Origin of the sequence: Nonomuraea sp. NPDC050404 (assembly GCF_040655495.1) — a bacterium.
In the GTDB taxonomy this organism is placed as follows: domain Bacteria; phylum Actinomycetota; class Actinomycetes; order Streptosporangiales; family Streptosporangiaceae; genus Nonomuraea.
In genome coordinates, this window is the sequence record NZ_JBFAKB010000003.1 from 205,840 (window position 1) to 226,008 (window position 20,169).

The following is a 20,169-nucleotide window of genomic DNA, read 5'->3' on the forward strand; positions in this document are numbered from 1 at the left end:
TTTTGTGCTAGAAAAATATACGGTCACCGGCGAGACGGCCAGCGAGATAGCGTCGGGCGTCGAGGTCGCCGTGTCCGAAGGGCGGCTGCCACCTGGGGCGATGTTGCCGCCGGTGCGGGAGCTGGCGGAGCGGGCCGGGGTCAGCCCCGGTACGGCGGCGGCCGCGTACCGGCTGCTGCGTGAGCGTGGCGTCGTGGAGACCGCCGGGCGGCGGGGGACCAGGGTCAGGCCGCGGCCGGCCAGCACGTTCCGCGAGGAGATCAGGATCGACGTGCCGCCCGGCGTGCGGGACCTGTCCAAGGGCAATCCGGACCCCAGGCTGCTGCCGCCGCTGCACGCGGCGCTGGCCGCCGCCGCCAGGGCGCACGAGGAGCGGCCCGCCATGTACGGCACCGGCGACGACGAAGAGTTGCTGGCGCTGGCGGGGGAGCGGCTGCGGGCCGACGGCGTGCCCGGCGCGCCGCTGGCGATCACCTCCGGCACCCTCGACGCGGTCGAGCGCGTGCTCACCGCCCACCTGCGCCCCGGCGACGCGATCGCCGTCGAGGACCCCGGCTGGACGGCCCTGCTCGACCTGGTCACCGTCCTCGGCCTGCGCCCGGTGCCGATGCGGCACGACGGCGAAGGGCCGCTGCCCGACGAGCTGGCGCGGGCGCTGCGGGCGGGGGCACGCGCGGTCGTGCTCACCGCCCGCGCCCAGAACCCGACCGGCGCCGCCATCACCGCCGCGCGGGCCGCTGAGCTGCGGGAGTCGCTGGCGGGCTGCCCCGAGGTGCTGCTGATCGAGGACGACCACGGCTCCGGGTTCGTGGACCTGCCCCTGCATCCGCTGGCCGGAACCACGGCGCGGTGGATACTCGTCCGCTCCACCGCCAAAGCCTTCGGGCCCGACCTGCGGCTGGCCCTGGTCACCGGCGATCCCGTCACGCTCGACCGGCTGCGCGGGCGGCAGCGGCTGGCCGCCGGATGGGTCAGCCTCCTGCTGCAACGCGCCGTCGCCCATTTGTGGCGGACGGGGGCGGTGGACACGGAGGCGGTGGCGGCGTCGTACGGTCTGCGCAGGGACGGCCTGGTCAGGGCGTTGGCCGTACGCGGGGTGCCCGCGTACGGCCGCAGCGGCCTGAACGTGTGGATTCCCGTCGCCGACGAATCCACCGCGATCACCCGGCTGCTGGCGCGCGGCTGGGCCTGCGCCCCCGGCGCCCGTAACCGGATCGGCACACCGCCGGGACTGCGTCTGACCGTCTCCACGCTCGACCTGGCGGACATCGAGCCCCTCGCCGACGACCTGACCACCGCCCTGCGCCCCGCTTCGGGAGGAAGGTACGGCTGAGCGGCTTCGGGAGGATCGTACGGCTGAGCGCCGTACGATCCCCCCGAATGATCAGGACAGCAGGCTCTCCCCGATCCAGCCGCCGGGTGCGCAACCGGGCGGGATCGCGAAGACGGCCGACCCGACCGCGGTGACCCACTCGTTGAGCAGGTCGCCCTCGGCCAGCATGCGCTGCACGGGGACGAACTGCCGGGCGATGTCCGCCTGGAAGGAGGCGAACAGCAGCCCCGAGTCCGACTCGCCCTCCGGGGTGAGACCCTCGTCGTAGTTGTAGGGCCGCCGCAGCAGGCGCAGCGCCGGATCGGCCACGTGAGCCCGCCGGATGTGCGCGAACTCGGAGATGACCGGGAAACCGAGTCGGTTCTCGCGGGCGTAGTCCGGCGCGTCGGTTTCGGCCGTACCCGTGAGCGGAGCCCCGCTGCCGAGCCGCCGCCCGATCGTGAACTCCCTGGCCACCCGGTCGGCGGCGTCCCAGGTCTCCAGCAACATCCGCATCCTGCGCAGCACCAGCGTGGTCCCGCCGCGCAGCGGGCCCTGACCGATCCACACGGCCCTGTCCAGGTCGGTGGCGTTGACCGTGCCCTCGATCTGGCCCATCAGGTTGCGCCGGTTGGCGCTGCGGAAACCACGCTGCGTCCACCGCACGCGGGCGAACGACCGCGCGTCCTTCACGATCATCCGTACGGCGTGCGCGACCGTCACGGCGTCGTCCGCGCGCACCTGGACGAGCAGGTCACCCCCGCTCCACTGCTTCCGCAGCCGGTCCGTGGCGAACGCGGGCAACTCCTGCACCGGCGAATCCACCCCGGCCCGCTCGAACAACCCCTGCCCGAAACCGAACGTGAACGTGAGCCTGGCCGGGTTCGCGGCCAGTTCCGGCTCGGTGTCGGCCAGCGCGGGCCGCCCCTGGCTGAGGCGGGCCGCGTCGTCGGTGAGCAACTGCAGCAGCCGGACGATCGCCTCCCTGTCGAGGTCCTTACGCAGGTCGAAGCCGAGGAACGCCGCGTTGGCCTGCGGCGCCGTGGCCACGCCCGCCTGGTGCACACCGTAGAACGGCTCCACCTGTGCACTCGCCTGGGCGCCCACCTGTGCGCTCGCCTGGGCGTCTACCTGCGCGCCTACCTCTGCGTTTTGCTGGGAGTCGATGCGCGCGAGGGCGCCGGCCGCGGTGGCGGCGCCCCCGGTGATCAGCCCTCGGCGGCTGATCACTTGTGCCCCGGCTGGTAGTCCTCCTTGCCGCCGGCGAAGTCCTTGCCGATGGCGGTGAACTCCAGCGGCTGCCCGCCCTGGACCTGGAGCGTGAACGAGATCTTGGCACCCGGCTCCACCGCTTCGGTGACGTCCATCAGCATGATGTGATCACCGCCGGGCTGGAGCTGGTGGGTGCCGCGAGCGGGCACGACGAACCCGCCCTCCTTGGCCCGCATGACCATCTTGCCGCCGGACTCGACCACCTCGTGCAGCTCGATGGCCTTGGACAGGGGCGAGGTGCCGGACACGATCGTGATCGGCGCGTCGCCGTTGTTGACCAGCGTTCCGAACGCGGCGGTCATCCCCGACTTGGTGGTCTTCACCCAGGGATCGGTGATGGTCAGTTTCGCCACGGACGCGGTGGCCGCCGCGGGGGCGGCGCTGGGTGCGGCGGGGGCCGGCGCGGGGGAGCCGCAGGCGGTCAGGAGCGCCACCCCGGTGGCGGCGAGCATGAGGGCATGACGAGAGAACATGGTGAGGCCTTTCTCCACCCGGCATGCCGAAGCAGACCCTGCCGGGCGGCGGGGGTCGTCTGAAGAGGGAAAACGTCGTGCCTGACCCGAGAGGGGCTCAGGCGGTGACGGCCCGCGGCGGACCCCTCCCGCTGACGACGTGCCGCAGCACGGCCGAGCGCAGTACGCGCGGCCCGGTCGTGCACAGGGGTGTGGAGAAAGGCGTGGTGTGCAGCGGCAGCCAGATGACCAGCAGCCGCACGGCCAGCCGGCGCAGCAGCGCCCACAACGCGGCCTCGCCCCGCGCCAGCCACAGCGCGGTCAGCCCGACCGCCCAGCCATGGGCGACCAGCATGCCCAGGCCCGGCACCAGCCCCGAGTGCAGGTGGATGGCCAGCGCCTGTGGCGAGGCGGTGTGCGAGAGCGAGAACAGCAGGTGCAGGACCACCTGCAGCCCGGCCAGCAGCGGCAGGATCACCGCGAGCGACCGCTCGCGTCCCGCCAGCGGGTACGCCCCCGCGAACGCCAGCCCCAACGCCGCCACCATGGCCGGAGCCGGGACCGACGCCCCGCCGACCAGGTGCGCCGCAACGCCCAGCCCCAGGCACACCACGGCGAACACCGCGGTGCGAGCGAGACGGAACGGCAGCGCCATGCGCCTAGCATTCCACGCCACCCGCCCGCTCCGGACGCCAATCCCGGCATTCCCGCTTCACGTGAAACCGTGCCAAGACGGGAGCGTGAAACCCCATAATCAACGCTGATGCCGAAATTCCATGACTTGTCGGAGTATGCGGCGGCGATCGCCCCCGTCATCGGCGCGGCCACCGTCAACGTGCACGCCTCGGCCGCCAGAGACGTGGCCGAGCTGACCACCACCTCGGGCCTGACCCCCGGCCTCCTGTCCGACCTGCGCGGCACCCTCCCGCTGCGCCCCCTGACCCGCCGGAACCTGGCCGTCATCCACCGGTACGGCGACGCCGCCGACCACGAGCCCGACCTCCGGGATCACCTGAGCCAAGGCACCCTGACCGAGGACGCCGACGGAACGCTGCGCCTGTCGGCCAAGGGCCTGACCTTCGTCCACCGGCTGTACGACCTGCACGCCACCGCGACCGACCGCGTCTGGGCGGGCGACGACCTGCCGGTCCTGGCCGAGCTGACGGGCCGGGTGCTCGACGCGGCCGAGCGGCTGCCGGGCGGGGCGCTGGAGCTGGTCGCGCCGCCGTACGAGCCGGAGTGGGCGGGTCCCGGGCTGCTGCTGTTCAACCGCCTGGCCGCCGTCCGCTACCACCGCGCCGACGCCCACGCCGCGGCCTGGCAGGCGGCGGGCCTGTCGGCGGCCGGCATCGTCGGCCTGACCGACGGGCCCCTGCGCGCCGCCATCGAGGCGGAGACGAACCTGCGGGCCGCCGCGCCGTACCGCACCCTGACCGCCCAGGAGCGGGAGACCCTGTACGACGGCCTGCTCAAACGCGTCTGACCCTGCGCGATTGGTGCTGTAGGTGTACTGGTACGCCTACAACACCGCGAGCAGGCGGCCCACCTGGGTGCGGTCGTTCACGCCGAGCTTGTCGTAGGCGGCCTGCAAATGGTTGGCCGCCGTCCGCCTGGACAGCGCCAGCCGGTCGGCGATCTCCCTGTTCGTCAACCCGGCGGCGGCGAGCTGCAGAATCTCCCGCTGCCGCGGCGTGAGCTCAGGCGTGACCAACTCGACCAGCGCGGGCGTGGACAGCCCGGGGCAGAGCTTGGCCAGCACGCACGCCCGCGTCCCCGCCCCCCTGGCCAGGCTCCCCCGCCCGGCGTCGCGGTACGCGGCGGCCTCCTGTGCGGTGGCCTCGGCCGCGTACAACAACATGCCGAGCCGCTCGAACTCGCCCGCCACCGCCCGCAACTCCTCCGGATCCCCCAGCGCCCCGGCGTGCCGGGCCAGCAGCGCCACCAGCGGGCCCTCCATCTGCCCGGCCAGCGCGCACAGCCGCCCCGCGTCGGGCGCGCCGAGCCGTACCAGATCATGCAGTGCGACCATCAGGCCGCCGCGGAGCTCGTGCCGCTCCGCGTGCTCGGCCGCCAGCAGGCACAACCGCACGGCCTCGCCCAGGTCGCCCCCGGTCGCCGCGACCCAGACCGCCGCGTGCAGCACGTGCTGCCTGGTGAAGGCCCACCTGCCCGCCAACGACTCGGCCTCGGCCAGCGACTCCCCGGCCTCCTCCAGCCGCCCCAGCAGCGCCAGCGCGTGCGCGTGCTCGGCCACCACCCGCCCCAGGTACGGCTCGCCCGCGGGCAGCCTGGCCATGTCCTCCCTGCACCAGCGCACGGCTTGCACGGCGTCGCCCCGCAACCTGGCCACCATCGCCCGGTAGGCCCCGAACCCGGCCACCGACAACTCGGCGGCGGGCAGCTCCATGCCGAGCTCGGCGGTCCGCGCCGCCTCCGTCAGCCGCCCGGAGTACGCCTGCGCGGCGCAGAGCGCGTCCAGGAACGTGGGCAGCGCGTGCGGAGCCTCCTCCCGCCAGTCCCCGACGGTCGTCATCGTCCGCTCGGCCAGCGCCAGGGCCTGTTCCGTACGGCCCGAGTACGCCGCCACCCACGCCTCCAGCGACGCCCCGTGCACCAGGCCCCGCTCGGTACCCGGCTCGCACGCCCTGGCCATCGCCAGCGCCCGAGCCGCCCCGCTCAGCCGTCCGGCGAAACAGTCGGTCACCGCGCGGTAGACGTGGGCCTCCTGCCGCCAGGCCGGATCGGTCAGCGTCGCGACCGCCTCGTCGAGCACATGGCACGCCTCGGCGTCCGCGCCCGCCCAGGCCAGGTTCACCCCCAGGCTGTAGGCGTGCTGCGCCCGCTCGCTCTCGGTCACCGCGTCCCCGGCCGCGCGCCGCAGTTCGGTCACCGCGGAGCCGGCGTCGCCCAGCACCATGAGCACCTCGCCGAGCACCGCCACCGCCGCCACGCCCGCCCCGGCGTCGATGGCGGCCCTGGCCAGCCGCGCGGCCAGCCGGGGATCCTGCCGGCCCCAGGCCAGCTTGGCCGCGGAGGTCAGCATCGCGGGATCGGTGACCGAGCCGCTGTCCAGCCGCCACACGGCCGCGCGCAGCTCGTCCTCGCGCCGCCGCAGTCCGGTGGCCTCCAGCGCCTCGGCCAGCGTGCGCAGCCGCCGCCGTCCGCGCAGCGTGCCGCAGTCGCCGCGGACCACCTCGCCGTAGAGCGGATGTCCGAGCCGCAGCTCGTCGCGCCTGCCCTCGCCCGCCGTCACGACCAGGCCGCGCGACTCGACGCGCTCGACCGCCTGCGGTGAGGTCAGCGCCGCCAGCAGGTCAGCGCCCAGCGGCTCGCCGAACGCCACCAGCTCAAGCACCTCGCGTTCCGCCTGGTCGAGATGGCCGATCCGGTCGCCCACCAGCTCGCGCAGCCGGGTCGTCACCGACAGCTCGCCGCGCCAGCGCCACACGCCGTCCCGCTCGGTCAGGCAGCCGGAGGCGCGTCCCGCGTGCACGACCTCGCGCAGGTACAACACGTTCCCCTCGCTGACCCCCGCCAGATGCCGTACGGTCTCCGCCGCCACCTCCCCGCCCAGCGCCCCCGCGAGCACCTGCCCGACCTCCGCCACGGTCAGCGGCGGCAGCTCGATCCGCCGCAACAACTCGTCCTTCCATAACGCGATCACCGGCTCCGGCTGCGGCTCCCCCGACCTGACCGTCACCAGCAGCCGCGCCTGCCCGCTCTCGGCCAGGTAGTGCGCCAGCGCCGCCGAGGCGGGGTCGAGCCGGTGCGCGTCGTCCACGCTCACCAGCAGCCCGCGGTCGCGCGCCCTGGCCAGGAGGTGGCGCGCGGCCCAGCGCAACAGGTTCTCGCCGCTGCGCGGCGGCCCCGTCAGCACGTGCGCGAACGCGCCGAACGGGATCATCGAGGAGGTGGCCGTGCCCTGCGCGCGCACCACCGCGTACCCCGTCGATCCGGTCAGCGCCTGCGCCGCCAGCCTGCTCTTGCCGACCCCTGCCGCACCGGCGATCATCATGCCGGCCCCCGACCGCAGTGACTCCCGCACCGCGGCGAGCGGCCCCCCTCGCCCGACGAACGGCCAACAGCTCCCCTGCTCGCTCATCGTGCCTCCCCTCTCGTCACCCATCGTGCGCGGCGAGGTTCGCGGCAGGTTCAGGCCGGGTCGCGCTTCAGCCCGGCGGCGGTCAGCAGCAGATCCACGACGGCGTCCGTGCCGCTGAACGGCACCGGCTCGCCCCCCACCTCTTCGAGCAGCCCGCGGAGCTGGCCGCCGGACTGCTCGGGCTCGACCAGCCGGACGATGACCGTTCTCATCCGAGCACGATCTCTCCGCAGGGTTCAGGTCTGGTTCAGGTCGGGCCCTCAGGTCGGATACGGCGCGGGCTCGACGGACAGTTCGCGCATCAGCTCCGCGTAGAGCCGGTAGCGCCTGCGGGCATCGCCCCTGCGCCCCGCCAGGTCCAGAACCCGTACCAGGCCCAGATGGGCGCGCTCGTCGTAACGGTCGCGCTCCAGCAGCCGCAACCAGTACCGGGCGGCCTCGTCGTGGCGGCGCTCGGCCTCGCGTGCGGTGGCGAGCCTGGCCGCCGCCTGCACGTACGCCAGCCTGGCCTGCTCGCGCAGCCCGACCGCCCAGTCCGCGTACGGGTCCTCCTCGCAGAACTCGCCGCCGTAGGCGTTCTCGGCCGCCGCCCACCGCGTCAGCGCCTCCGCGTGCCTGCCGGCCTGATCGAGCCGTACGGCCAGCGCCACCAGATCGAGGAACCGTTCCACGTCGACCTCGACATTGGCCGGCTCCAGCCGCAACGCGCCCTCGTCGGAGACCACGAACTCGCCAGGCGGCCACTCGTGCTCCGGGTCGAGCACGGCGCGCAGCGTGGAGACCATGACGTTCAGCCGCCGCAGCCCGACCGCCCCGTCCTCCTGCTCCGGCCAGAGGATCTCGACCAGCCGTTCCCTGCCGATCGTGCTCCCCCGGCGGCTGATGAGGATCTTCAGCAGGTCGCGGGCCTTGCGCGACTGCCAGGCCGTACGCGGGACGGGCACGGAGCCGCGCAACACCCGGAAGGTGCCCAGGGTCTCGACGGTCACCTTCGCCGCGCGCGGGGGAGCGGCCCTGGCCACCAGCGCGTCGATCCGGTCGTCGAGCGCCCGGCAGCCGATCGCGTGCATGCGCCCGCCCACCGCCGTGGCCAGGTCCGCGCCGGTCGCCGGGTCGGCCAGGGCGGCCCTGACCAGCTCGGCCCTGGCCCGCCCGATCGGGTCGCCGAGCGCCTCCCACCTGCGCACCGCCTCGTCGGCGAGGGCGGCGTCGTCGCGCGACCAGGCCCGCAGCTCGAAGACGGCGGCGTGCGCGGCGTGGTCCCTGCGCTCCACCGCGGCGGGCTCGGCCTGCTCCAGCAGGGCCTCCGCGTCCCGCGGCCGTCCCGAGGCCAGCGCCACGCGGGCGGCCACGACCATGGCGCTCACCCCGGCGATGCCCTTCGCGTACGCCATCGCCCTGGCCGCCACCCGGGTGGCCTCCTCGGGGTCGTCGTCGGCGAGCAGTTCCGCGAGCCCGTTGAGCGCCTGGGACAGCGCCTGCACCTCGCCCGACGGCTCCGACTCCGCGATCACCCGCCGGTACAGCGCGGCGGCCGTGACCCGGTCGCCGCGCAACGCGTGCACGGCGGCCAGCCGGTTGCGTCCCGCGCCGGTCAGCCTGGAGCCCATCGCCTCCCACCTGGCCGCCGCGTCGGCCGCCTCGGCGGCGGCCTCCTCCAGGCGGCCCAGGCCGATCAGGGCCCTGGCGCGGTTGGCCACGTTCAGGGCGGCGAAGGGGGCGAAGGACACCAGGTCCGACAGCCGGCCGGCGATCTCCGTCTCGGCCAGGGCCTCGGCGTAGGCGGCCTCGTCCAGGTGGCGGGAGGCGCGGTTGGCGTGGATGCGGATGAGCTGCACCAGGTCGCCGGACCGCTCGGCGTAGGCCAGGGCGCGCCCGTAGTACGCGTCGTTGGCGCGGCGGTCGCCGTCGAGGGCGGCCAGCATGGCCAGCACCGTGTTCGCCATGGCCAGGGCCGCCGGGTCGCCCAGGCTCCTGGCCAGCTCCAGTGCCCGGTCCGCCAGGTCGGCGCAGGCCGTCCTGTCGCCCTTCAGCCAGTGGACCGAGGCCATGGAGGCGGCGCACATCGAGGCGTCGGCGGGCGGCAGGCCGTGGGCGTGGCCCCGCTCGTACATGGCCAGGGCCTGGTCGAGGTCGCCGCGCATGTGGTCGATGAAGGCCAGCCGCCTGGCCACGTGGGCGTCGAACGCGGGGCTCTCGGCGGCCTGCGCGAGCAGTTCGCGGGCCCTGGTCCAGCGGCCGCGGTTCTGCTCGGCGATGCCGGCCAGCCTGAGCATCGGGGGAGCGCGCCTGGCTGGTTCCGGGAGCAGTTCCAGCGCGGCCGGTACGTCGCCGCGCTCCGCCAGGCGCGGGCCGTGGGCGTCGAGGAGCGCAGCGGCCAGGGCGGCGTGGCCGGTGGCGACGGCCGCGCGCAGGGCCAGCTCGGGGCGGTCGTGCTCGACGTACCAGCGGGCGGCCACGGCGGCCACGTCGTGGGCTTCGTGGCGGTCCAGGGGCGCGTGCCTGGCCAGCATGTGCCCGGCCGCCGAGGTCAGCCGGTGACCGCCATCAGCTTTCTGAGCCCGCCCTTTGCGGGCCGGTCCTTCGTGAGCCGGTCCTCTGCGGGCCAGTTCGTCGCGGGCCGGTTCTTCGTGGGTTGCTTCGAGGAACACGCCGCGGCCGGTCAGCGCGGTCAGCGTGTCGGGGGAGGCGCCCAGCGCGGCGGCCAGGCCGGAGTTCAGCACCGGCAGGACGGTGGCGGCACGCAACAACTCGCGCATGGCGGCGGGCAGGTCCTCGAACGCGGCCAGCGTGAGGCGTTCCAGCGTGGCCGAGTTCGCGGTCAGACCCGCCACGGTGCCGCGCCAGGCCGCCGGGCTCTCGCGGGCCAGCGCGTCCAGCGCCGCCTGCACCGCCGCCGGCCACCCGCCGCAGGCCCGGTGCAGCTCGGTGGCGATGGCCGCGCCCGGCTCGCCCAGCAGGGCGCGCGCCCAGGCGGCGGTCTCGCCGGGGCTGAGCGCGAGGTCGGTGGCGTCGAGTTCGAGCACGTCGTGGTCCTGACGCAGCCGCGCGGTCGGGAACGGCAGCGGCGCGCGCGAGGCCGTCACCAGGTGCAGATGCCGGGGCGCGGCACGGACCAGCGTCTCCACATACCGTACGGGCCCCGGCGCGCCCGCGATGGCGTCGATGCCGTCGAGGATCAGGACCAGCCCACGCCGCAGCCGTACGGCCAGCGCCTCGGCCAGCGCGCCCGCCAGCGCCGCGGCCCTGGACGGCTCGTCGGCGTCCGGTCCGAGCGGCGCGCCCGCCGCCGCCACCAGATCGGCCGGCAGTTCGCTGGTCAGAGCCGCGTTCACCGCCGCGGCCACCGCTCCCGCGAATGTGGGCAGGTCGCGGTCGGCGGGTCCGAGCCGGTGCAGCGCCGCGCCCACCTCGCGGCCCCAGCCGGCCAGCGCGAGGGACTTGCCGTAGCCCGCGGTGGCGACGAGACAGGTGAGCCTGTGCGCCAGCGCCCCGTCGAGTCGCCGGTCGAGGGCGGGACGGGGTCGTACCCACCCTCGTTCCACTCCCGCATGCTACGCCCGGCTCGGGAAGGGACTCCAGAGTTCGCAAATTGCCACCTCCCGGTAACCAGCCGGTGGGCGCACTATGGTCGTACTTCGACAGGAGGCACCGTGGATCAGGAACTGCCCGGCGGTGCGCGGCTGATCGTGGGAGTGGACGAGTCTCCGGCCGCGCGCTGGGCGCTGGCCTGGGCCATCGGGGCGGCCAGGCTGCACCGGATGGCACTCGTGGCCGTACATGTGAGCCGCGCGCCCGTCCACCCCTTTCCCGAGGCGCTGCCCGTGCAGCACGCGGTGAGGCTGGGCGAGGAGGCGCGCTGCGCCGAGGTGATCGCGAGCGTGTTCGAGGACGTGGCGGGCGGCGTGCCCGAGGACCTGCGGACCTTCGTGGTCGGCCGGGTCGGCGATCCCGGCTACCACCTCGTGGACCTGGCGCGCGAAGGCGACCTGCTCGTGCTCGGACGGGGGCGGCGCGGCCTGATCAGCCGCATCTTCCTGCCCTCGACCAGCATGTACTGCGCGCGGCACGCTCGTACGACGGTCGTCATCGTGCAGCAGCCGTCGCCGCCCGACGACCCGGAGTTGTCAGGTGAGCGAAGTCGCCGCTTCTGGACCCGCCGACATCCGTGAGCGCAGCAGGCGCAGCCCCTCGGGGATGGCGTCCGTGCCGATCGCGCCGTAGCCCAGGACCAGGCCGTGCTGGGCAGGGGCCTGGCCGCAGTACGCCTCCAGGGCTTCGACCGCCAGGCCGGGCGTGGGACGTACCGACACGCCGGGGGCCAGGCGGGCGCACAGGTGCAGGCCCGCCGTGGACGGGACCGGGCGCAGGCGTTCGTCGCCGGCCAGCGCCTCGGCGATCATCGCGTGCCTGGCGGCGTACTCGCGGGTCGCCTTTCTGATGTGCCTGGCCAGCAGGCCCTCGTCGATGAAGCGGGCCAGCGCGGCCTGGGTGGGCACCTCGCCGTGCCAGTCGGACAGTTGCCTGGCCGCGCGCAGCGCGGGCGCGAGCGAGGCCGGGGCGACCAGGAAGCCGAGCCTGAGCATGGGGAGCAGCGTCTTGGAGAAGGAGCCGACGTAGATGACGCGGCCGGCGCGGTCGAGGCTCTGCAGGGGTTCGAGCGGGCGCTCGCCGAAGCGGAACTCGCTGTCGTAGTCGTCCTCGATCACCACGGCCCTGCGGCGTTCGGCCCAGGCCAGCAGGGCGGTGCGGCGGGTCAGCGACATGGGCGTGCCCAGGGGGAACTGGTGCGACGGGGTGACGTACACGATGCGGGCCTCGCCGGGCAGGGCGCTGACGTCGATGCCCTCGCCGTCCACCGGCACGCCGACGACCCGGGCGCCGAGCGTGCGGAACAGCAGGCGGGCCGGCGGGTAGCCGGGCTCCTCGACTGCAACGACGGCGTTCGGCTCGATCAGCACGCGGCCGATGAGGTCGAGCGCCTGCTGGGCGCCGCCGGTGATCAACACGTCGCCGGCGCCCGCCTGGACCGAACGGCTCAGGCCGATATGCCGGGAGATGGCCTCGCGCAGGGGTTCGTGCCCGGCCGGGTCGCCGTAGCCGGCCACGTTCGCGCGCAGTTCGCGGGCCACCAGGCGGCGCCAGGTCTGCATGGGGAACAGGCGGGCGTCGGGGACGCCGACGCGGAAGTCGTACCGGGTGGGTTGCAGCCTTTCCGGGGTTTTCATGTCCTCCCAGACGGCGCGCGGGCGAATGACGCCCTTTGGTGCGGTCCTGCCCCTGACCGGTTCGGCGGAGACGAACGTGCCCGCGCCCGCCCGGCCCGTGAGGAACCCGTCGGCGACCAGGCGGTCGTAGGCGAGCGCGACCGTGTTCCTGGAGATCTCCAGCCGGCGGGCCAGCTCTCTGGTCGGCGGCAGACGTTCGCCCGATCTGAGCCGGCCGTCGAGCACCGCGTCGAGCAGTTGCCGGTAGACCTGTGCGGCCAGGTCACGGCGGCCGTCGAGGCTGATGTGCACGTCCATCTTGGCCCAATCATCTTGCCGGAAATTGGAGCTTATCTCGGGACAAGTACGGCTCCAAGATGTGCCTATGAGCACTCATCGGCGCACCCTGGCACAAGCGCAACTGGCCGGTTCTCTGGGGGACGGCGTCTACCTCGTCACGTCCGTGTTCTACTTCTCCGGGATCGTCGGCCTGTCGGCCACCGAGATCGGTTTCGGCCTCACCCTGGGCTGGGCGGTCGGCTCGGTGGCCGGCGTGCCGCTCGGTCACCTGGCCGACCGTCGCGGGCCGCGCGGCGTGGCCGTCCTGCTCGCGCTCACCACCGCCACGGCGGTCGCCGCGTTCCTGTTCGTGTCGTCGTTCGCGATGTTCGCCCTGGCCGCCTGCCTGTACGGCACCGCGCAGACCGGGCTGTCGGCCGCCCGCCAGGCGCTGCTCGCCGCCCTGGTGCCGCCCGCCGAGCGGACGGTCGTACGTGCCCATCTGCAGGCCACGCTCAACGGCGGCCTGGCGGGCGGGGCCGCGCTGGGCGGGCTCGCGCTGCACGTCGGGACCCGCGAGGGGTATCTGGCGGTGTTCGCGCTCGACGTCTTGGCCTTCCTGATCGCCGCCGCGCTGCTGCTCAGGCTGCCTGCCGTACGGCCCGTGCCGGCGCCGTCGGGACCCCGGCTCGTCGTGCTGCGGGACCGGCCCTACGCGCTCGTCGCGCTGCTCAACGCCGTGATGTTGTTCTACATGCCGCTGCTCAGCGTGGTGGTGCCGTTGTGGATCGCCTCCCGTACCAGCGCGCCCACCTGGATGGTCTCGGTGCTGCTGCTGATCAACACCGGTGCCGTGGTGCTCTTCCAGGTGCGGGTGGCCAGGCCGGTCAAGGGGATGCGGGACGCCTCCGCCGCCGTGCGCAGGGCGGGGCTGCTGATGCTCGCGGCGTGCGCGGTGTTCGCGCTCAGTCCGTACGGGTGGGCGTTCCTGCTCGTGGCGGCGGTGCTGCAGGTGGTCGGGGAGATGTTGCTGGCGGCGGGGGCCTGGGAGATCGGGTTCGGGCTCGCTCCCGATGATCGGCAGGGGCAGTACCAGGCGTTCTTCGGCACCGGTGTCGCCGTGGCCAGGATGGTCGGGCCGGTCGTGCTGACCACGGTGGTGCTCGGTGGGGGGACGGCGGGGTGGTTGCTGGTGGGGGCGGCGTTCGTGGTGGCCGGCGCGGCGATGGCCCCGGCCGTCCGGTGGGCTGCTGCCACGCGCGAGAACGGCCGGCGCTTTGATCGCGCCGACCGTCCTCGGTCCGTTCCGGTTACTTGAAGCGACGCAGTCGCAGGCTGTTGCTCACCACGAAGACGCTGGAGAACGCCATTGCCGCGCCCGCGATCATCGGGTTGAGCAGGCCCATCGCGGCCAGCGGCAGCGCGGCCACGTTGTAGGCGAAGGCCCAGAACAGGTTCCCCTTGATCGTCTTCAGCGTGCGGCGGGACAACCGGATCGCGTCGGCCGCCACCCGCAGGTCACCCCGGGTCAGGGTCAGGTCGCTGGCCTGGATCGCCGCGTCGGTGCCGGTGCCCATGGCCAGCCCCAGGTCGGCCTGGGCGAGTGCGGCGGCGTCGTTGACCCCGTCGCCCACCATCGCCACCACCTTGCCCTCGGACTGCAGCCGCCTGACCACCTCCACCTTCCCGGCCGGCAACACCTCCGCGATCACCTCATCGATGCCCACCTCGGCCGCCACCGTCCCGGCCACGGCCTCGTTGTCACCGGTCAGCAGCACCGGGGTCAGCCCCTGCGCCCTGAGGCGTGCGATGGCCTCCCTGCTGGTGGGCTTGACCACGTCGGCCACCACCAGCACCGCGCGGGCCTGCCCGTCCCAGCCCACCGCCACCGCGGTACGGCCCCTGGCCTGCTCCTCCGCCAGTTCCCGCGCAAGATCGGCGGGCAGCTGCTGCGACCACTCCGCCAGCAGCCGGGGACGGCCGACCAGCACCGCGTGCCCGTCCACGACGCCCTGCACACCGAGCCCCTCGACGTTCGCGAAGTCCTCCACCACGGCCTCGCTCCCGACCGCCTCGCTTCTGGCTGCCTCGGCGATGGCCCGGGCGATCGGATGCTCCGAGGCGTGCTCCAGCGCGCCCGCCAGCCGCAACACCTCCGCACGGCGCTCCCCCTCGGCCAGGTGCACCGCCGTGAGCGTCATCCTGCCCTCGGTCACCGTGCCGGTCTTGTCCAGCACCACCGTGTCGATCCTGCGGGTCGACTCCAGCACCTCGGGACCCTTGATCAAGATGCCGAGCTGCGCGCCGCGACCGGTGCCGACCAGCAACGCGGTCGGCGTGGCCAGGCCCAGCGCGCACGGGCAGGCGATGATCAGCACCGCCACCGCCGCCGTGAACACCGCCCCCGCCCCCTCACCCGTCCCCAGCCAGTAGCCCAGCGTGCCCACCGCCAACGCGATCACCATCGGCACGAAAACCCCGGAGATACGATCGGCCAGCCGCTGCACCCGCGCCTTACCGGTCTGCGCCTCCTCCACCAGCCGGGCCATCTGGGCCAGCTGTGTGTCCGCGCCGACCCGGGTGGCCCGGACCACCAGCCGGCCGCCCGCGTTCACCGTCGCCCCGGTCACCGCATCGCCCGGCCGCACCTCCACCGGCACCAACTCACCCGTCAGCATCGAGGCATCCACCGCCGAGGAACCCTCCTCGACCACCCCATCGGTGGCGATCTTCTCCCCGGGCCGCACGACGAACCGGTCGCCGCTCTTGAGCCGCTCGACCGGGACGCGCCGGCCATCGGCCAGCTCCACGTCCTTGGCGCCCAGCTCCAGCAACGCCCGCAGCGCCGCCCCGGCGCGCCGCTTGGAACGCCCCTCGAAATACCGGCCGGCCAGGATGAACGCGGTCACCGCGGCCGCCGTCTCCAGGTAGATGTTGCCGGAGCCGTCACTGCGCTCGATGGTGAACGCGAACGGATGCGTCATCCCCGGCGTACCGGCCGTACCGAAGAACAACGCCCACACCGACCAGCCCAGCGCGGCCAGCGTGCCCACCGAGATCAGCGTGTCCATGGTCGCCGCACCGTGCCGCAGGTTCGTCCAGGCGGCCTTGTGGAACGGCCAGCCGGCGTAGGCCACCACCGGGGCGGCCAGCGTGAGCGACAACCACTGCCAATTCGCAAACTGCAACGCCGGGATCATCGCCATCGCCACCACCGGCGCCGACAACACCACCGAAGCGATCAACCGCTGCCGCAACGGCTGCAACTCATCCCGCTCCTCCTCCTGCGGTTGGGTCGCAGCTGCGGGTAGCTCGGCCGTGTACCCGGCCTTCTCCACCTCACTGACCAACCGCTGCGGGTCCACGCCTTCGGGAAAGGTGACCTTCGCCTTCTCCGTCGCGTAATTGACCGTGGCCGTCACGCCGTCCAGCTTGTTCAGCTTGCGTTCGATGCGGTTCGCGCAGGATGCGCAGGTCATGCCGCCGATCGAGAGTTCGACGGCTCTGTCATCTGTGGCTCCGGTTGTGGGAGACATCACCTCTCCTTTCTACGCGTTCCGGTTCAGTGGCTGTGGTCGTGGGTGGCGGAGGGGGCGTGCCCGTCCGACAGGGTGGCCGTGGCGGTGAAGCTCGCCGTACGGACCTTGCCCTCGTGCTTGAAGTCGAGGAACAGGCGGTAGTCGCCGCGGCTGGGCGCCTGCGCGTAGAACGTGACCTCGGGGCCCGCCTGCTCGCTCTCCTCCGGGTGCACGTGCAGGTAGGCGAGGTCGCCGGCGCGGAGGGCGACGAGGTGGCCGTACGCGCCGAGGTACGGCTCCAGGTCGGTGACCGGCTCGCCGTCCTTGCTGACCGTGAGCGTGAGCTTGCCGGCTCTGCCGGGCACCAGGTCGCCGGCGAGGTTGACCGTGTAGTCGTCGACCGCCGCCGTACGGCTGACGTGGGGCAGCGGCTCGGGGCGGTAGTCGCCCGCGGCCTGCAGGTCCGCGCCGAGCGTGATCTTCTCGCCGTCCGTCGGGACGAAGTCGGCGAATCCCCGGTACGCGCCCGCCTTTGGCAGCGTCAGCTTGACCGACCAGGTGCCATCTTGCGTCAGCTCGGGGTGGACGTGCTGGAAGCTGGTCAAATCGCGGGAGGCCACGATGAAGTGCATCTTCTTGTCGTGTTCGACCTGGTAGTTGGTGACCGGCTTGCCGTCGGGGCCTATTACGGTGAACTTGAAGTCGGTGGGTACGCCGGTCGTGATCGAGGTGATCGGGTTCAGCGTGTAGCCATTCTGGGACACTTGGAGCCCCCCGGGGGTATCGCTCTGCGTTGGCTGCTCTGACTCGGCGGCATGCCCTTCGTCACCTGCATGGCCCTCGTCGCCGGCATTGCCTTTGGCGTGGCCTTTGCCGGCGGCCGTCGTCGCGGTGCCGGCCGCCGGTTCCGGTCCCACAAGGTTGCCCACGCCCAGGGCGCCGCCGAAGACGACGGCCAGGCCCAGGGCGTACGAGCCGAGTTTGGCGGCTGTGTTCACGACTTATCCGCCATTTCATATCCGGCCTCTTCGACCGCGGCGGCGATCTCCGCGCGGTCAACGGGGCCCTCACTGTTCACGGTCAGCAGGCCGGTACCCAGGTCAACCTCGACGTTCGTGACACCGGCGACCTCGCTGACCTCCTCCTTGACCGAGCTCACGCAGTGGCCGCAGGTCATACCGTGCACGGTGAAAGTGGTGGTGCTCATCGCTGTCTCCTCATACATCTGTGTCCGTAGTCTTAGTTCCGAGTCTAACACCGTACCCCCCTAGGGTATTAAGAGGTTCGCCGACATTCAGACGACCCTTTCCCCTTCAGATACGGATGGTTCGGGCACGGCGGCGTGTGCGACGAGCCGCGTGTGCCGTCCCCCACGGAAACGGCACCAACATCCCCATCTCACGAACCCCGACCTGACGTGCGGCACTTGCCAGCCGGCACCCAGCCGTCAGCCCTTCAGCGCCGCCCTTTAGTTGCCCTGCCTTGGCTGCCGAGCCCTCCAGCGGCGTGTCTCCGGGTGTACTTCACAGTAGGCGCGCCGTCGCCGTGCGTGAGGCGCTCTCACGCACGCCGCAGACCTACACCCAGCTGTACTGCTGCACCACTGCATCGCAACCTCGCACTCACCTACGCCGCATCCGCAACCCTCACTCGCTACTACCCCCAGGGGGTATGTGGCGATGAGGGGGAAGTTAATATACCCCTTAGGGGTATGTCAAGACCTTGGCCGATCACTGCCATCCAAAAGGCTCTCCCAACGCTCTTCCAATCCACTTGATCCGCGCACCCAGGCTGGATATTTGGCATGATCGAGCTGTTGTCCCAGATGGGGCGCCCGGAACAGTTGTTGTCGGGATGTTGTTGGGATGTTGTCCAAGAAGGGACGGGCATAGCGCCCCCACCAGGGGCTGAACGCCTGTCCCTCGCACATTCCACACATCTGGTCCGTGCGCAACACAGGGGCCGCAGCCATCCCTTGCTAGGCTGCTGTCCAACCGTTGGGTCTCACCCCGGCAGGTGAGACCGTCGAAGAAGTGGGGTCACACCGTGAAGAAGCTGCTCGTTCTGGCGCTGATCGCCCTTGGGGGGTTGCTGATCTGGCGTAAGGTGCAGGCCGACCGCGCAGAGCTCGATCTTTGGACCGAGGCGACCGGCAGCGAGAACTAACCGACCGGCGAGGCGATGAGTGACGTCGTCCCCATCAAGCTGGCGTGCCTGGACCTGGCAGGCACCACAGTCGGTGACATCGCCATGGTCGAGCGCGCCTTCGCCGAGGCGATCGCGACCCAGGGCATAGTGCCCGGGACCGGAGCGTACGCGCGAGCCATGGTTCACGTACACCGGTCCCGGGGCTGTCCCAAGATCGATGTCTTCCGTGGGATCTTCCCCGGCAACGAGGCCCAGGCCCAGGCGGCGAACCTGACGTTCGAACGCTCCTACGAGGGCGCGTTGGACCGGGCAGGTCTCACACCCGTGCCCGGAGTCCTGGAAGTCCTCGACAAACTCCGCGGCACCGGCATCAAGCTGGCCTTGATCACCGGCTTCAGCCGCGCCACCCTGGGCCGCATCCTGAGCGTCCTGGGCTGGCACGACAAGATCGACCTGGCCATCTCCCCCGAAGACGCCGGCGGCCGCGGCCGCCCCTGGCCCGACATGGTCCTGCACGCCGTACTCCGATCGGGCGTGTCCGACGTACGCCAGGTAGCCGTCATCGGCGACTCGGAAAGCGACATGCTCTGCGGCAGACGAGCAGGCGCGTCGATCGTCGCAGGCGTGATGACAGGAGTCCACAGCCGAGAACGCCTCCTGAAGGGCGGCGCAACCCACATCCTGGACTCGATCGCCGACTTCCCGAACCTGATCCTGAGCGACGACCTCGGCACGACGCAGGTAGCTTCCTCCGCCCGGTAAGCTATCTTCGTCGAAGGGGCCTTAGCTCAGTTGGCAGAGCGCCTGCTTTGCAAGCAGGAAGTCAGGAGTTCGAATCTCCTAGGCTCCACCATCGAAAGCACCGGGTAGGTGGGCATGAGCTCACCCACCCGTTGCCCAATGACACGGTGGGCTGGCTGATGCCCACCCCGAAGGGTCCTCCCCTCCGGCTCGGGCTGTTCTTCTATGGGCACGCCTTCGGCGCGCGAAAAGGTCTTCCCATGGGGCGCTTCGCGCAAGGAGAGCTCAGGCGCCCCCCGTCAGGCGCCTTCGGCGCACCCCCGCGCGCCTACGGCGCCCCGGTCTCCCACCCCATCCCCTGTTACCGAGCGGACTGGCGAATGCCACCCAGACTCCCGCTGCGCCTCGGACAGGGCGCCGTTTCATAGGCGTCGGCAATATCGTCACGGCCAGCGACCGGGCGGTGACATGCGAAGGCCGTCTCAAGAGACGCATTCCTGGTGTACGACTGCCGTGTCTGTGGATGCCCTGGGCTGAGAAGCAAGCATCTCGCGAGCCCAATTGCGTGGCCTCGACCGCGTTGCCGGAGCGCCCATGCCGACTGGCACATCGGGAAAGGCATGTAGCCCCGGTAAGGCGGTGAGTGACATCATCGGCGCCATCGATCACCGTCCCGCGTCGATCTAGTGAACTGTCAGGTGGCGGCGGGTGGTGCTGGCTGTGACGGGGTGCGCGAGGCTTGGAGCGTGGGGGCGAACCATGTTCTTGCTGGAGGAAGCAGGAGCAGAGCCACGATGAGCGCGGCCCAGGGTGCTGTGAGTACCCAACTAAGGGTGCCTTCGATCAGAAAGTGGGTGAGTCGAGCAAGGGGATGGCGAGCTGGACGGCGATGGTCGCGTGACGGACCCGCGGGCGACGGGCGTGCCACTGGTTCGCTAACCAAGCGGTGGCGAGTGATGGGAGTAGAGGCTGCCTTTGCCCAGCCCGCTCACACGCAGCAGGTCGTCCATCGATGTCGCCGCGTAACCCTTGTCCCAGAACTCGTCACGGATGGCGAGAATCACGCGATCTTCATCGAACTCACGAGGTCGGGGCACGCCCGCACAATACAAGTTTCTGGACCGTATGGGCCGCAATG

General features: G+C 72.2%; 17 protein-coding genes and 1 tRNA gene. 7 read left to right on the forward strand and 11 right to left on the reverse strand.

What is annotated here, in order from left to right:
- Positions 1–4 precede the first annotated feature (4 nt).
- Positions 5–1,333, forward strand: a complete 1,329-nt coding sequence (locus AB0I81_RS09325; protein ID WP_360652645.1) for an aminotransferase class I/II-fold pyridoxal phosphate-dependent enzyme — start codon at positions 5–7, stop codon at positions 1,331–1,333.
- Between the two features lie 51 nt (positions 1,334–1,384).
- On the opposite strand, the gene AB0I81_RS09330 is transcribed toward AB0I81_RS09325, so the two are convergent.
- The 3 genes from AB0I81_RS09330 to AB0I81_RS09340 form a co-directional block, all read right to left on the reverse strand.
- Positions 1,385–2,542, reverse strand: coding sequence for a Dyp-type peroxidase (locus AB0I81_RS09330; protein ID WP_360652648.1), 1,158 nt, complete (start codon positions 2,540–2,542; stop codon positions 1,385–1,387).
- On the reverse strand, positions 2,539–3,057 hold the full coding sequence (locus AB0I81_RS09335) for a copper chaperone PCu(A)C (RefSeq protein WP_360652651.1): 519 nt from the start codon (positions 3,055–3,057) through the stop codon (positions 2,539–2,541). The genes AB0I81_RS09330 and AB0I81_RS09335 overlap by 4 nt, the downstream gene beginning before the upstream one ends.
- 97 nt (positions 3,058–3,154) lie before the next feature.
- Positions 3,155–3,691, reverse strand: a complete 537-nt coding sequence (locus AB0I81_RS09340; protein WP_360652654.1) for an MFS transporter — start codon at positions 3,689–3,691, stop codon at positions 3,155–3,157.
- Positions 3,692–3,799: 108 nt separating this feature from the next.
- On the opposite strand from AB0I81_RS09340, the gene AB0I81_RS09345 reads away from it, so the two are divergent.
- Positions 3,800–4,519: a hypothetical protein gene (locus AB0I81_RS09345; protein ID WP_360652657.1), complete on the forward strand. Its 720-nt coding sequence runs from the start codon at positions 3,800–3,802 to the stop codon at positions 4,517–4,519.
- A 36-nt stretch (positions 4,520–4,555) separates the two neighbouring features.
- On the opposite strand, the gene AB0I81_RS09350 is transcribed toward AB0I81_RS09345, so the two are convergent.
- Genes AB0I81_RS09350 through AB0I81_RS09360 form a run of 3 tightly spaced genes read right to left on the reverse strand, consistent with a single transcriptional unit; the run spans position 4,556 to position 10,683 of the window.
- On the reverse strand, positions 4,556–7,138 hold the full coding sequence (locus AB0I81_RS09350; protein WP_360652660.1) for a LuxR C-terminal-related transcriptional regulator: 2,583 nt from the start codon (positions 7,136–7,138) through the stop codon (positions 4,556–4,558).
- A 50-nt stretch (positions 7,139–7,188) separates the two neighbouring features.
- Positions 7,189–7,350 carry a hypothetical protein gene (locus AB0I81_RS09355; RefSeq protein WP_360652663.1) on the reverse strand — a complete coding sequence of 54 codons (162 nt, stop codon included), beginning with the start codon at positions 7,348–7,350 and terminating at the stop codon, positions 7,189–7,191.
- A gap of 48 nt (positions 7,351–7,398) precedes the next feature.
- Positions 7,399–10,683 carry a BTAD domain-containing putative transcriptional regulator gene (locus AB0I81_RS09360; RefSeq protein ID WP_360652666.1) on the reverse strand — a complete coding sequence of 1,095 codons (3,285 nt, stop codon included), beginning with the start codon at positions 10,681–10,683 and terminating at the stop codon, positions 7,399–7,401.
- A 108-nt stretch (positions 10,684–10,791) separates the two neighbouring features.
- On the opposite strand from AB0I81_RS09360, the gene AB0I81_RS09365 reads away from it, so the two are divergent.
- Positions 10,792–11,310: a universal stress protein gene (locus AB0I81_RS09365; protein WP_360652669.1), complete on the forward strand. Its 519-nt coding sequence runs from the start codon at positions 10,792–10,794 to the stop codon at positions 11,308–11,310.
- On the opposite strand, the gene AB0I81_RS09370 is transcribed toward AB0I81_RS09365, so the two are convergent.
- Positions 11,266–12,663 carry a PLP-dependent aminotransferase family protein gene (locus AB0I81_RS09370; protein ID WP_360652672.1) on the reverse strand — a complete coding sequence of 466 codons (1,398 nt, stop codon included), beginning with the start codon at positions 12,661–12,663 and terminating at the stop codon, positions 11,266–11,268. The two genes, AB0I81_RS09365 and AB0I81_RS09370, sit on opposite strands and share 45 nt — an antisense overlap.
- Before the next feature lie 67 nt (positions 12,664–12,730).
- On the opposite strand from AB0I81_RS09370, the gene AB0I81_RS09375 reads away from it, so the two are divergent.
- Entirely contained in the window at positions 12,731–13,942 is a 1,212-nt protein-coding gene (locus AB0I81_RS09375) for an MFS transporter (protein ID WP_360652675.1), read from the forward strand.
- Here AB0I81_RS09375 and AB0I81_RS09380 read toward each other — a convergent pair.
- The 3 genes from AB0I81_RS09380 to AB0I81_RS09390 are packed head-to-tail and all read right to left on the reverse strand — an operon-like array spanning position 13,935 to position 17,349.
- Positions 13,935–16,160, reverse strand: a complete 2,226-nt coding sequence (locus AB0I81_RS09380; protein ID WP_360652678.1) for a heavy metal translocating P-type ATPase — start codon at positions 16,158–16,160, stop codon at positions 13,935–13,937. The two genes, AB0I81_RS09375 and AB0I81_RS09380, sit on opposite strands and share 8 nt — an antisense overlap.
- A 26-nt stretch (positions 16,161–16,186) precedes the next feature.
- Positions 16,187–17,140 carry a hypothetical protein gene (locus tag AB0I81_RS09385; protein ID WP_360652681.1) on the reverse strand — a complete coding sequence of 318 codons (954 nt, stop codon included), beginning with the start codon at positions 17,138–17,140 and terminating at the stop codon, positions 16,187–16,189.
- Positions 17,137–17,349: a cation transporter gene (locus AB0I81_RS09390; RefSeq protein ID WP_360652684.1), complete on the reverse strand. Its 213-nt coding sequence runs from the start codon at positions 17,347–17,349 to the stop codon at positions 17,137–17,139. The genes AB0I81_RS09385 and AB0I81_RS09390 overlap by 4 nt, the downstream gene beginning before the upstream one ends.
- An 839-nt stretch (positions 17,350–18,188) precedes the next feature.
- Here AB0I81_RS09390 and AB0I81_RS09395 point away from each other — a divergent pair.
- The 3 genes from AB0I81_RS09395 (at position 18,189) to AB0I81_RS09405 (ending at position 19,143) form a co-directional block, all read left to right on the forward strand.
- Entirely contained in the window at positions 18,189–18,308 is a 120-nt protein-coding gene (locus AB0I81_RS09395; protein ID WP_020542320.1) for a DLW-39 family protein, read from the forward strand.
- 15 nt (positions 18,309–18,323) lie between these two features.
- Entirely contained in the window at positions 18,324–19,052 is a 729-nt protein-coding gene (locus tag AB0I81_RS09400; protein WP_360652688.1) for an HAD family hydrolase, read from the forward strand.
- 15 nt (positions 19,053–19,067) lie between these two features.
- Positions 19,068–19,143 (forward strand) — tRNA-Ala (locus tag AB0I81_RS09405).
- 823 nt (positions 19,144–19,966) lie between these two features.
- Here AB0I81_RS09405 and AB0I81_RS09410 read toward each other — a convergent pair.
- The gene (locus AB0I81_RS09410; protein ID WP_360652691.1) at positions 19,967–20,095 is read right to left on the reverse strand and encodes a helix-turn-helix domain-containing protein; all 129 of its coding nucleotides are present in this window, start codon (positions 20,093–20,095) and stop codon (positions 19,967–19,969) included.
- Positions 20,096–20,169: the final 74 nt, after the last annotated feature.